General features: G+C 68.9%; 12 protein-coding genes. 6 read left to right on the forward strand and 6 right to left on the reverse strand.

Annotated features, from left to right (window positions below; translation table 11 throughout):
• Positions 1 to 27: 27 nt before the first annotated feature.
• From ACWEKR_RS02475 to ACWEKR_RS02490, 4 genes are all read left to right on the forward strand, one after another.
• Complete coding sequence (locus tag ACWEKR_RS02475; RefSeq protein WP_452352921.1) at positions 28 to 522, forward strand: gamma-glutamylcyclotransferase family protein; 495 nt, start codon at positions 28 to 30, stop codon at positions 520 to 522.
• Positions 523 to 567: 45 nt separating this feature from the next.
• Positions 568 to 1,158: a TetR family transcriptional regulator C-terminal domain-containing protein gene (locus ACWEKR_RS02480; RefSeq protein ID WP_452352922.1), complete on the forward strand. Its 591-nt coding sequence runs from the start codon at positions 568 to 570 to the stop codon at positions 1,156 to 1,158.
• Positions 1,159 to 1,227: 69 nt separating this feature from the next.
• The gene (locus tag ACWEKR_RS02485) at positions 1,228 to 1,968 is read left to right on the forward strand and encodes an SDR family NAD(P)-dependent oxidoreductase (RefSeq protein WP_452352923.1); all 741 of its coding nucleotides are present in this window, start codon (positions 1,228 to 1,230) and stop codon (positions 1,966 to 1,968) included.
• A 1-nt stretch (position 1,969) separates the two neighbouring features.
• Positions 1,970 to 2,176, forward strand: a complete 207-nt coding sequence (locus ACWEKR_RS02490; RefSeq protein WP_195083718.1) for a tautomerase family protein — start codon at positions 1,970 to 1,972, stop codon at positions 2,174 to 2,176.
• 151 nt (positions 2,177 to 2,327) lie between these two features.
• Here the strand turns inward: ACWEKR_RS02490 and speD are convergent, their stop codons facing one another.
• The 4 genes from speD to ACWEKR_RS02510 all read right to left on the reverse strand — a co-directional run bounded on the left by speD (position 2,328) and on the right by ACWEKR_RS02510 (position 8,318).
• The gene (speD, locus tag ACWEKR_RS02495; protein WP_452352924.1) at positions 2,328 to 3,530 is read right to left on the reverse strand and encodes an adenosylmethionine decarboxylase; all 1,203 of its coding nucleotides are present in this window, start codon (positions 3,528 to 3,530) and stop codon (positions 2,328 to 2,330) included.
• 8 nt (positions 3,531 to 3,538) lie between these two features.
• Positions 3,539 to 4,654 (reverse strand): type III PLP-dependent enzyme, encoded by a 1,116-nt coding sequence (locus ACWEKR_RS02500; protein WP_452352925.1) that lies wholly within the window; start codon positions 4,652 to 4,654, stop codon positions 3,539 to 3,541.
• 163 nt (positions 4,655 to 4,817) lie between these two features.
• Positions 4,818 to 7,316: a DEAD/DEAH box helicase gene (locus ACWEKR_RS02505; protein ID WP_452352926.1), complete on the reverse strand. Its 2,499-nt coding sequence runs from the start codon at positions 7,314 to 7,316 to the stop codon at positions 4,818 to 4,820.
• A gap of 63 nt (positions 7,317 to 7,379) precedes the next feature.
• Positions 7,380 to 8,318: a PAC2 family protein gene (locus ACWEKR_RS02510; protein ID WP_452352927.1), complete on the reverse strand. Its 939-nt coding sequence runs from the start codon at positions 8,316 to 8,318 to the stop codon at positions 7,380 to 7,382.
• 277 nt (positions 8,319 to 8,595) lie between these two features.
• On the opposite strand from ACWEKR_RS02510, the gene ACWEKR_RS02515 reads away from it, so the two are divergent.
• Positions 8,596 to 9,300: a sensor domain-containing protein gene (locus ACWEKR_RS02515; protein WP_452352928.1), complete on the forward strand. Its 705-nt coding sequence runs from the start codon at positions 8,596 to 8,598 to the stop codon at positions 9,298 to 9,300.
• A gap of 422 nt (positions 9,301 to 9,722) precedes the next feature.
• Positions 9,723 to 10,802, forward strand: coding sequence for a DUF4192 domain-containing protein (locus ACWEKR_RS02520; protein ID WP_452352929.1), 1,080 nt, complete (start codon positions 9,723 to 9,725; stop codon positions 10,800 to 10,802).
• A 188-nt stretch (positions 10,803 to 10,990) separates the two neighbouring features.
• On the opposite strand, the gene galE is transcribed toward ACWEKR_RS02520, so the two are convergent.
• Positions 10,991 to 11,971, reverse strand: coding sequence for a UDP-glucose 4-epimerase GalE (galE, locus tag ACWEKR_RS02525; RefSeq protein WP_452352930.1), 981 nt, complete (start codon positions 11,969 to 11,971; stop codon positions 10,991 to 10,993).
• 3 nt (positions 11,972 to 11,974) lie between these two features.
• Positions 11,975 to 12,661 (reverse strand): metal-dependent transcriptional regulator, encoded by a 687-nt coding sequence (locus ACWEKR_RS02530; RefSeq protein WP_195083712.1) that lies wholly within the window; start codon positions 12,659 to 12,661, stop codon positions 11,975 to 11,977.
• Between the last annotated feature and the right edge of the window lie 180 nt (positions 12,662 to 12,841).

Genomic DNA, 12,841 nt, shown 5'->3' on the forward strand with positions numbered 1-12,841 from the left:
ATGGTGACAGGTGAGAGGAGCGGCGAAGTGGAACCGGCGGCGCTGGGAGAAGGGCGGCTGAGCGGCCTGATCGGGATGGACCACGCGCTGTTCGCCTATGGCACGCTGCAGTTTTCCGAGGTGCTGGAGACGCTGCTCGGGCGCGTTCCCGTGCTCGAACCAGCCGAGTTGACCGGATGGCGCGCTGCCGCGCTGCCGCGACGGCTCTATCCGGGGCTGGTCGCCGCGCCGCGGGGACGCACCCGCGGCGCTGTGCTGAGCGGTCTCACCGCTGCGGAATGGGCGATCCTCGACGCGTTCGAGGACGACGAGTACGACTTGCGCCGAGTGCGCATCGGTGGCCGGGATACTCCGGTGTGGACCTATGTCTGGACCGTGTCGGCGGATCCTGCGGATTGGGACCGGGATCGGTTCGCCGCCGTGCACCTCGGGGATTTCGCCGCTCGGTCCGCCCGATGGCGGCAGGACCCGGAAAGCTTCGGCGGTTCGGCCGGGCCGGGATGGGCGGGGTCCCTCGGATGAGGACCGTCCTTGTGATTTCAAGACGACCGGTCGTATATTGAGCGCATGGCACGACCCAGGCGCAGTACGGACACCCGGCGGCTTCTCGTCGAAGAGGGTGCCGCCGGGTTCCTGACCAACGGTTACCACGGCACCGGAATCAAGCAGATCCTCGACAAGGTCGGCGTACCGAAGGGTTCGTTCTACAACTACTTCGACAGTAAGGAGAGTTTCGGGCGCGCGATCATCGAGCATCATTCCCAGTGCGTGCAGCGCAATCTGACCGAGGCTTTCGGTGCCGCCCCGGATCCGGTGAGCGCCCTGCGGGCGTTCTTCGCGCGGTTGATGGACGATTTCGTAGCGGCAGAGTTCACCGGCGGCTGCCTCATCGCGAATCTCGGGGCCGAACTCGAAGGCAGCGATCTCTTGCGGCACTCGCTGTCGGCGGCGTGGAACGCGTGGCGCGATCGCGTCGCCGAGCAACTCGCGCAGGGCCAGCGCCTCGGCATGATCCGCGCCGACATCGACGCGGGTGAGCTGGCCGATCTGCTGCTCGAAGCCTGGGAGGGCGCGGTGATCCGGATGAAGATGGAGCGCACCCTCGCGCCGCTGCACAAGTGCCTGGACCGCTTGCTCGGCGACTACTTCCTGCCCTGATTTCGAGGCGGCACACCCATCCGGCGTCTCGGCTGACAGTTCGAAGACGACCGGTCGTATAGAGAAGGGATGGACATGGCGAAAACGGTCATCGTGACCGGATCCTCCAGCGGGATCGGTCGCGACATCGCGCGGGCGTTCGCGGAACGTGGCGACAACGTCGTGCTGAACGGGCGGGACGAGCAGAAATTGGCGCGGGTGGCCGCCGAGTTGGGCGCGCCGCAGCGAGTGGCCACGGTGGCGGGTGACATCGGCGCAGCCACGACCGGCGCGGCCTTGGTCGGTATCGCCGTCGAGCGATTCGGCGGGGTGGACGTGCTGGTCAACAACGCGGGCGTCTTCGGGGCGAAACCATTCGTGGACGTCACCGAGCCGGACCTGGACGGCTATCTGAACGGCAATCTCAAAGGCACCTATTTCACCACGCAGGCCGTAGTGCGGAGGTTCCTGACCCAGGCGCGCGGCGGCAGCATCGTGAACATCGGCACGGTCCTGATCGACCATGCCCTCGCCGGGCTGCCCGCTACGGCGGCCTTGGTCAGCAAGGGCGGCGTCCACGCGCTGACCACCAGCCTCGCCGCCGAACTCGCGGCCGCCAGGATCCGGGTCAACGCGGTCGCTCCGGGCATCATCCGCACCCCGCTGTTCGGCGACGGAGACGAATCGGCCTCGGCCGGACTCGCGCTGTTGAACCGCATCGGCGAAGTCGCCGAAACAACCGCCGCGGTGCTGTATCTGGCCGACGCGGAGTTCACCACCGGACACATTCTCCCCGTCGACGGCGGGTTCATCTCGGGAAGGGCGGCTTGAAATGCCTTACGTCAACATCAAAGTCACCGATGACGGCGTCACTCGCGAGCAGAAGGCACGGCTGATCAAGGGCGTCACGGATCTACTGCAAGAGGTGCTCGGCAAAGCGCCGGCGAGCACGTATGTCGTGATCGACGAGGTGCCCCTGTCGAACTGGGGTGTGGGCGGGGTCGACGTCGAACAGTGGCGCGAGCGGCAGCGTTCCTGAACCGCGAACGAAACGGCACGGTGTTCGGGCCCAGCGACGAGGAACCGAAGCAAGCCGCAGCACCACAGCCGCCGCCGGACTCGGCACGGCTGCGACCGGAGAACGCCGAATGCGCCGGTTCGACCGGAACCGGCGCACTCGGCGTCGTCGCCTAGACCCGCAGGGCGTGCGGTTCGATCGCGCCGCGCACCAGCGCCCGCGCGTCGATGGTCTCGGGCTGGTAGGGCAGCAGCGCCAGGCGATCGGTCATCGCGCCGACCGGGTCCTCCACCGCGTCCACCAAGCCGAAGAGGAACGACCACTCGTGCTCGTCGCTGCCGTAGTGCACGACGGTGCCGAACTGCTCGTGGAAACGCTGCCAGGACCGCTTCAAGGTCTCGTTTCGCCACATGGTCGCACACCCGGCCTGGGCGCACAGCACGCCGCCGGCCGCGAGCAGCGCACGACATCGGGACAGGAACTCCGCCTCGTAGAGGCGATTGTGCTGCGCGTCCTCCACACGCTCGTCCGGCAGGTCGATCACGACCACGTCGTAGCGGGTGCCCGCCTGCTCTGCCGTGGCCAGGAAGTCCCAGCCGTCGGCGTAGTGCACCTTGATCGGCCCTTCGCCCTTGACGGCGGCGGCCAGTTCGTCGGTGGAGTACCCGTAGGGCAGGTGCTCGGCGCACAACTCCACCTCGAGCTGGTCGATGTCGACGTGGTCGACGCGGGTGGCGCCCGCGGCCACCGACATCTGACTGGCCACGCCCTCGCCGGAACCGATGATGAGCACCTTGTCCAGCTTCTCGGCCAGCACGAAGGCGGGCACCATCATCGCCTCGTGGTAGGTGAGCTGGGAGAACTCGGTGGACTGGCGGTCGTCGTCGGAGAACAGGCTGATGCCCTGCTCGGTCCGCGCGATGACCATGTGCTGGTAGGGGGTGTGGGTGTCGACGATTACCTCGTGCAGGTCCCAGATGCGGGTCAGACCCGCGCCCACCGGCTCCTCGATCCGCTGGCTACCGTGCCCCCTGCGGATGACCTGCATGCGAACATCCCTGGGAGCCAACGCGTCCCGAAGCAGCTCGACCGCCTTCGACGCGCCCGCGCCGATGCTGCCGCAGGTGAACACGTCGACGAAGATGTCGCCGGACTCCGGATAAGTGTGAATCGAGGCGTGGGACTCCGACAACAGCGCGAGGACGGTCACCCCCTGCGGTTCGAACTTCTTGTGTACGACATCGCAGATAGTGACGCCCGCCGCGATCAGAGACTCACGCAACGCCGATTCGAGTCGTTCGAGATCGTCGCAGAGATCTGCGTCGACACCACCGAACTCGGCCAGCACATGCCAACCGGTGAATTCCGCCGTCATGGGCAAACTCACTCTCGCTCAGCGCCCGAGACATGAACGGTCAAGGGCGGAAAACCATTGAAGGACACCGACGAATAGCTCGCGGTATAGGCACCGGTGTCGAGGATTCGAACGCGATCACCGGCTCGCAACGTGGTCGGTAGGAGGACTCGCGTGCGTTGATACAGTACATCGTCGCCGTCGCAGGTCGGACCGGCCACCACCGCCTCGTCGACGGGGTCGCCGTCGCGGTCGGTGCGGAACCGGTAGGCGATGTACTCGTTCTCGGTCTCGGCCATGCCGTTGTAGCGGCCGATGTCGAGATACACCCAGCGCCGACCGTCCGGCGCGGTGCGGACGCCGACGACCTCGGCGTGAATCGTGCCCGCCGAACCGACCAGTGCCCGGCCCGGTTCGACGACCAATCCGGTTGTCCCGGAAAGGAATTCGGCCGCGGCGTGCTTGACCACCGCGGCGATCTCGCCCAGCGCGGGCGCCGGGTCGGCGTAGGAGATCGGCAGCCCGCCGCCGATGTTCACCGAGCTCACCGCGATGTCCTTGTCGGCCAGTGCCTCGGCGATCCGGCCCGCCTGCTCGATGCCGATCCGCCACGCGGTGGGGTCCAGTTGCTGGGAGCCGACGTGGAAGTACGGCCCGGCGACGACCAGCCCCAGATCCCTGGCCCGGACCAGCAGCCGGAACGACTCACCCGGGCTGCAGCCGAACTTCGTGCCGAACGGCGTGCGCGACTCCGGCGCCGAGGCGAGGAAGCGGCATTCCACCTCGGAGCCGGGTGCGTGCTGCGCGATCCGCAGCAGGTCGTCCTCGGTGTCGAAGGCGTAGCGCCGCACCCCCAGCGCGTAGGCCCGGGCGATGTGCGCGGCTTTCTTGATCGGGTTGCCGTAGCACAGCCGCTGCGGAGCCACACCCAGCCCGAGGCACAGGTCGATCTCACCGATGCTGGCGACGTCGAATTCCGCGCCTTCCTCGTCGAGCAGGCGCACGATTTCCGGCACCGGGCTCGCCTTCACGGCGAAACGAATCCTCGTCGCGGCGCCGTCGCCCGTGGACAGGGCGGCATCGAGCGCGCGGTAATTCCGGCGGACACGCTCGGGATGGATGACAAGGTACGGCGATTCGGGCATAGTCGATCTTTCGCTTGGGCAGCGGGGGAGAGAGTATCAGCGGCCCGTACCCAGAAACGAATCCGTCGAAACCTGGGTTCGCCACATGGTCGCGCACCCTCGTTTTGCTGGCACGAAGGAGCCGCTGACCTGCGTGGATACGGGATCGCTGGCGGATGCTGGCTCAGCCGGCTGACACCGTGACGTCGTCGAAGACGACCTCGCCCGCGGCGTCGGACTCGGCCAGGTCGACCACCGCGTCGATCGACCAGCCGTGGTCGCCCGCCGGGTCGTCGAGCACCTGTCGCACATGCCAGAATCCGGGTCTTCGTTCCACCTGGAACAGTTGCGGGCCCCTGGCGTCGGGGCCCGTGCCGATCCGCTCGTATTCCGCGTAGTAGTCGGCGAAAGCCTCCGCCCAATCCGGGCCGGGGCCGAGCTCGGCCAGTTCGTCCCAGCGCCGCAACGCGGCCAGTTCGACGCGGCGGAACATCGCGTTGCGGACCATGACCCGGAACGCGCGCTCGTTCGCCGAGATCGGGCGCACCGTCTCCGCGCCGAACGCGACCTGGTCGGCGTCGGTCTCCGCACCCGGGTTGGTCAGTTGCTCCCACTCGTCGAGCAGGCTCGAATCGACTTGGCGGACAAGCTCTCCCAGCCATTCGGTGATGTCGTCGAGTTCTTCGGTGCGCGCCGCATCGGGCACCGTGCGCCGCAGCGCGCGGTAGGCGTCGGCGAGATAGCGCAGCACCACGCCCTCGGAGCGGGCCAGCTCGTAGAAGGAGATCAGCTCCGCGAAGGTCATGGCCCGTTCGACCATGTCGCGGACCACCGACTTCGGCGCGGGCGCGAACTCCGACACCCAGGGGTGCCCCGCGCGATAGGTCTCGTAGGCCGGTTCGATGAGCTCGGCCAGCGGCTTGGGCCAGGTGACCTCTTCGAGCAGCTCCATGCGCTCGTCGTAATCGATGCCGTCGGCCTTCATCTCCGCGATCGCCTCGCCGCGCGCCTTGTGCTGCTGGGCCATCAGCAACTGGCGCGGATCCTCCAGGGTGGATTCGATGAGCGACACCACGTCGAGGGTATAACTCGGGGATTGTTTGTCCAGCAGGTCCAGCGCGGCCAGCGCGAACGGCGACAACGGCTGATCGAGAGCGAAATCACGCTGCAGGTCGACGGTCAGGCGGGCGCGACGGCCGTGGGCATCGGGTTCCGGCAGTTGCTGCACCACCCCGGCGTCGCGCAGCGCGCGGTACAGCCGGATGGCACGCAGGATGTGCCTGCGCTGGGCGGGACGCGGCTCATGGTTGTCCTCCAGCAGGTGACGCATCGCGGTGAAGCAGTTGCCCGGCCGGGCGATCACGTTCAGCAGCATGGCGTTGGTCACCGCGAAACGCGACACCATCGGCTCCGGCTGCGCGGCGACCAAGCGGTCGAAGGTCTCCTCGCTCCAGGAGACGAAGCCTTCCGGCGGTTTGCGCCGTTGCACCTTGCGCTGCTTCTTCGGATCGTCGCCCGCCTTGGCCAGCAGCCGGGTGTTCTCCACCTCGTGTTCGGGAGCCTGCACCACGACGGTTCCCATGGTGTCGTAACCCGCCCGCCCGGCGCGGCCGGCGATCTGGTGGAACTCCCGCGCCTTGAGCCTGCGGGTACGCACGCCGTCGAACTTGGTCAGCCCGGTGAGCAGCACCGTACGGATGGGCACGTTGATGCCGACGCCGAGGGTGTCGGTGCCGCACACCACCTTCAGCAAGCCGTCCTGGGCGAGTCGCTCCACCAGGCGCCGGTACTTCGGCAGCATGCCCGCGTGATGTACGCCGATGCCGTGCCGGATCAGCCGCGACAGGGTCTTGCCGAACCCGGCGGCGAACCGGAAGTCGCCCAGGGCGTCGGCAATCGCGTCCTTCTCGGCGCGCGTAGCGAAATTCACACTGGTCAGCGCCTGGGCCCGCTCGAGCGCGGCTGCCTGGGTGAAGTGCACCACGTACACCGGGGCCTGATGGGTGGTGACCAGATCTTCCAGGGTCTCGGTGATCGGCGTGCGGGCATAGGAGAAGGTCAGCGGCACGGGGCGCTCGGTGCCCGCGACGACCGCGGTGGAGCGCCCCGTCCGGCGCTCGAGGTCACGGGCGAAGAAGTCGACCTCGCCGAGCGTGGCCGACATGAGCAGGAACTGGGCGCGGGGCAGTTCGAGCAGCGGAACCTGCCAGGCCCACCCCCGGTCGGGGTCGGCGTAGAAATGGAATTCGTCCATCACGACTTGGCCGACGGCGGCGTCCGCGCCTTCCCGCAGCGCCAGGTTGGCCAGGATCTCCGCGGTCGCGCAGATGATCGGCGCCTCCGGATTCACCGCGGCGTCGCCGGTGACCATGCCGACGCGTTCGGCCCCGAACACCTCGCAGAGGGCGAAGAATTTCTCGCTCACCAGAGCCTTGATCGGAGCGGTGTAGTAGCTGCGCACCCCTTGGGTCAGCGCGAACAGATGCGCGCCGACCGCGACGAGTGATTTACCGGAACCGGTTGGGGTGGCGAGGATGACGTTGGATCCGGAGGCCAACTCGAGCAGTGCCTCGTCCTGCGCGGGATAGAGCGGCGTGCCCTGCTCGGCGGCCCACATCCCGAACGACTCGTAGAGCGCGTCGGCGTCGGTCCCCGGGATGTCGAGCAGTTCGGTCAAATCCACTCCGACCACCCTACGGCCTCGCCGGTGGGCACGCGTGCAGGGGCGATCGGGACCCGGCGCGGATCAGTCCTGCTCGTCGTCGTCCTTGTTGCGGCTCTGCTCGGCGAGAAATCGCTCGAACTCCGCGCCCAGCTCGTCACCGCTCGGCAACTCGCCGTCCCCCACCAGCAGGCTCGACTGCCGTTCCTGCGCGGTGACGAAACTGTCGTACTGCCGCTCCAAGGCGTGCACGACCGTCTCCACCTCGACGTTGCCCGCGATGTGCTCGTTGACCTGTTCGCGCACCCGCGCGGCGGCCTCGCCCAGCGCGGCCAGCGGGAACTCCAGGCCCGCGTTGTCCGCGACGTTCTCCAGCAGCGTCTGCGCGGCCTCCGGGTAGGCGGTCTGCGCCAGGTAGTGCGGCACATGCACCGAGAACCCGACCGACTCGTGCCCGTGCTGCGCCATGCGGAATTCCAGCAGCGACGACGCGCTGCCCGGTACCTGGAGTTCGCCCGGCCACCGCTGATGGTCGGAGATCAGGTCGCGGTTGGAGGAATGCGCGGTGACGCCGAGCGGGCGAGTGTGCGGGATCGCCATCGGAATGGCGCTCAGGCCGATGCTGCGGCGCACGCCCAGCTGTTCGGCGAGCAACCGCACCGCCGTGGTGAACTTCTCCCAGCGTAGGTCCGGTTCCAGACCCGCGAGCAACAAGAACGGAGTCCCCGAGGTGTCGCGCAAGGCCCAGAGGTTGAGTTCCGGCTCGGCGTACTCGGAGAAGTGATCGGTCTTGAAGGTCATGAGCGGACGCCGCGACCGGTAGTCCAGCAGCTCGTCCACATCGAAGGAGGCGACGAGTTCACTCTCGAGGCTCTCGCGCAGATGCGTGGTCGCCAAACGCACCGCATGCCCGGCGTCGGTGAAACCTTCCAGCCCGTGCACCAGGACCGGGCCCGCGCCGTCGGCCGACGACAGCTGCGGAGCGGGGAACTCCAATTCGTACATTCGCGACTCGTAGTCCATCGCGTACTCCTTCCTGCGCGGCTCCTGCGGCCCGGACGCGTACCGCACGCGCCAGTGTGGTTGCCTGCCCGGTCGTTCACCACCGCTGGTGGTGGTGCGAGCGAGCGGGTCGTCCGAACCGGGGACCACTGTCCATTGTCCCCCATGCCGTGGCGGTCACCGCGCACGGCCGGACACCGACCCATACTCCGAGGCAACAGCATCGGTGGCTCGCGCATTCCCGGCCCGGCGGCGTGGCATCGCCGACTGGACACCAGGAGTTTGGCACAGTGGGGGTGTGACCGTGGCGGATTCGAAGCGCATGCGGCTGGCCCGGGTGGCGCCGCTGGTCTGCGCGGTGCTGCTGGCAGGCTGCGGGTCGACGGTATCGGGGCGCCCGGTTTCGTCGGCGCCGACCACGGTGACCAGGCACGTGAGCGCAGAACTGCCGACTCTGCTGCCGGATCCGGCGCAGTTTCCCGCGCCGTACACGGCGGTGGTGCTGCCCCAGGAGGCCGTGGCACAGGCGGCGGGCGACCTGGACGGCATGGGCCGCGGTGCGAACGTCCAGCCCAGCAGGTGCGTGCCGCCGAGCCAGGACTTCGGACCGGATCACACCGCGATGGCGGTCGGCACAGACGACGTCACGCGCGCCACACTGACCGTCGAATTGACCCGCACCGGCGAGCCGTTGACGGCGCTGCGCGACCGGCTGGGGCAGTGCGGATCGGTGCGGGTGAACCGCGCGGGCGCCGCCACCACCGTGACGACCGAGTTGAAGTCGCCTCCGCCGATCGACGCCGACGACGCCCTCTCGCTGCGCAGGACCGTGCGGCCGGAATCCGGTGGCGCGCGGCTGACCCAATCCATGCGCACCCACGTCGCGCAGTCCGGGGATGTGCGGATCACGGTGACCTATATGTCTTTCGCCGAGGACGAACCGGATATCCCCGCGCTGGATGCGCTGTTCGCCACCGCTGTGCGTAAAGTGCGCGAACGATAGCGGGACGGCACGGTAGCAGGCGGCACCGACACGAGTCGCGGTCCGTGCGCGGTGTCGCCGAGTGGTGCACAGCGCGAATCGATCTCCCCAGGGCGGGTGAACGGCCAGGTCGGCGTCCGGGTCCGGTGACCGGCGCCCCGCATCGTCGGTGCATGACAACTTCCTCTTCCGAACCGGGCGACGCGAGAAGTGCGGGCATGGACGGCGTCCTCCGGCTGGGCGCGGTCAGAGACGCTCGATCGACCCGCGGCGCTCCGCCGGCGGCCACGGTGCAAGTCGCTGGGGCCGAAGACACTGGGCCGGAATCTGTTTCGCACGCGGCGAACGGGCCGACTGTGGGGCACTCCAGCCGGCCGGCGCGGCATGTCCGCTGCCGCGACGATCCTCCGCCGTTCCGGAATTCCCCGGAACAGGCCGTGTGTGTGGACGACCCGGCGGAGTTGATCGCCGCCGTGCCCGCGATGCTGGGCTTCACCCCGGAACGGTCGGTGGTCGTGCTCGTCCTACGGCACGCTGCGGGCGGTGGTGCGATCGTCGACGCGGTGGTGCGGTTCGATCTGGATTCGCCCGGCGGCCGGCGGGTACGTGGCGCGACCTTGGCGTCCGCGATCGCGCGGATCTGTGCGCACGACGAGGCGGCCGAGGTCCTGGCCGTTCTCGTCGACGAACGCGCCGTAGAGCCCGAAGCCGGCGTCGACCGGCCCGCGTGCGCGGCCGGTCGATTCGACGTGCTGGTCGGCTCGCTCGGCAGGCGGTTGGCCGCGTGTGACATCTCGCTCGCGGGAGTGTGGGCGGTGCGGTCGATCACCGCTGGGCAGCGCTGGTGGACGGTGACGGGACCGCGACGGCGCGGGGTGCTGCGAGACCCGGCGGCCTCCCTGGTGACGCTGACCCACGTGCTGGACGGCAGGCCGATCCGCGGTTCACGCTCCGAGCTCACCGCTCTGGTCGCGCCGGATCCGGCCGCGCAGGCCGAGGTGGCGGCGCACTTGGCGGACGCGGTCGCGCGCGCACGCGAGCGCTACGCGGTGGCGGCGCGTCGCGGTGATCCGATCGGATACAGCAGGCAAGCGCTCGAGCACATGTTGTGGCAGATCGCCAACACCGCCTCGGGCGCCGAGCTACTGGCGCCGGAGTTGGCCGAAATGGCCGCGGCCCTGCGCGATCGGGCGGTGCGGGACACGATGTTCGCCTTGGCGGTGGGCGACCACGCCGCCGCGGCCGAGGCGGTGTGGGCGGCGCTGACCCGCGCGCTGTCGGGCACGGACCGCGCCGAGGCGGCCGCTCTGCTCGGATACAGTGCCTACGTCCGTGGCGACGGGCCGCTGGCGGGCATCGCGCTGGACGCCGCGCTGGAAGCGGATCCGGGTCACCCGATGGCACTGCTGCTGGACACTTCGCTGCGCCTGGGCATGCGTCCGGAACAGATGCGGCGGCTCGCGCACAGTGGCTATCGGACCGCCGCCGGTCTCGGCGTCGACCTCGGCACACCGTCGTCGTGAAGCCGGAGACAAGGGTCGGCGGTGGACAGTCGGCGGTGGGCAGTCCGATTCCGAACGGCTCCGGAGACTTCGCGAGGCAGAGTGCCTTCGCCGGGCACACGGCGTCGCGACGATCCTGGCTCCGGTGCGGTGACGCGGTCTCGGCGGCCCGAGTCGGTGCGGAACCGACTCGGGCGCGGTGGAGCCGGTTACTTCGCGCTGTGTGCGCGGGCGCCGAGCGACTGAAGGAAAGCCCAGGCGTCGGTGACGATCTCGTCGAGATCGTTGTGCTCGGGGCGCCAGCCGAGTTCGGCGATGGCACGCTCGCTGGAGGCGATCAGCGTCGCCGGGTCACCGGGGCGGCGGGGCGCGTCCTGCGCGGCGATCGGCAGGCCGGTGACGCGCTCGCAGGCCGAGATCACCTCGCGAACGGAGAATCCGGTACCGCTGCCGAGATTGTAGATCCGGTGGGTGCCCGCTTCCGCGGTCGCCAAGGCCAGCAGATGGGCCTCGGCGAGATCGCGGATGTGAATGTAGTCGCGCACCGCGGTGCCGTCGTGGGTGGGCCAATCGGTGCCGAAGACCGAGATCGCCTTGCGGTGCCCGGCAGCGACCTGCAGCACGAGCGGGATGAGATGTGTTTCCACCACTCGGTTCTCACCGAGCCCGCCGTAGGCGCCCGCGACGTTGAAATATCGCAGGCTGGTCGCCGCCAGCCCGTGCGCGATCGCGTAGGAGGTGATGGCGTGGTCGATGGCCAGCTTCGACGCGCCGTACGGATTGGTCGGGCGGGTCGGGGCGTCCTCGGTGATCGGCACCTGTTCCGGTTCCCCGTAGACCGCCGCGGTGGAGGAGAAGACCAGCCGCGGCGTGCCCGCGAGCCGCATGGCCTCCAGCAGCTCGAACGTCTTCACCACATTGCCGTGCCAGTACTTCTCCGGCTGCTGCACCGACTCGCCGACCAGCGATTGCGCCGCGAAATGCAGGACGCCGTCGAAGGGTTCGGAAGCCAGCAGCGCGGGCGCGGCGACCGCCACGTCACCCTGGACGAACCGGGCGGCGGAAGGGACGCCGTCGGCATTGCCGGTGGACAGATCGTCGACCACGACCACCTCGTGGCCGGCTTCCAGCAGAACCTGGGCGCAGACGCCGCCGACGTAGCCCGCGCCCCCTGTGACGAGAAGTTTCACGTGTCAGGCCAGCTTCACCTGGACGGCGTGCGCCATCTCGTCGGGCAGTTCGAAGCCGTCGTGGCCGGGCACCGTGATGACCACCGAACCGGCCTTCGTCTCCACCGTGACGCGGGCGTCGGGCACCACGCCCGCTTCGCGCAGCCGGCCGATGACCTCGGGGTCGGTCTGGATGTGCTCGGCGAGCCTGCGCACGACGACGGCGTGCTGCTGGCCGTGCGGCAGGTCGGACAGGCGCAGCAGCGTCTCGTCGGCGGCGGCGGGCGGAATGACGCCGAGTTCGTCCAGGCCGGGGATGGGGTTGCCGTAGGGGGAGGTGGTGGGGTGGTTGAGCACCTCGACCAGGCGGCGCTCGACGTCCTCACTCATGACGTGCTCCCAGCGACAGGCCTCCGCGTGCACGTTCTGCCAGTCGAGGCCGATGATGTCGACGAGCAGGCGTTCGGCCAGCCGGTGTTTGCGCATGACGGCGACGGCCATGCTGCGCCCCTTCTCGGTCAGCTCCAGATGACGGTCGCCGGCGACCAGCAGCAGACCGTCGCGCTCCATCCGGGCGACGGTCTGGCTGACGGTGGGGCCGCTCTGTTCGAGGCGCTCGGCGATCCGGGCGCGCAGGGGCACCACGCCCTCCTCCTCGAGGTCGTAGATGGTACGGAGATACATCTCCGTGGTGTCGACCAGATCCTTCACCTGTTACCCCTTCGTCGGCACGAATTCTACCCACGCGCGACGGCACCTCCGTGTGCCGGATCGTGTCGCTCCACGCTGCGCACGACATCTCCGGCGGCATTGCGGGGCCCGATCGGCGCACGGCAGGCGGCCGCGAGCGTCTTTCTTGTATTTGTACTGCATAGGAACGTTTCGCGGGGT

It is taken from the genome of Nocardia sp. NPDC004573, assembly GCF_053602135.1.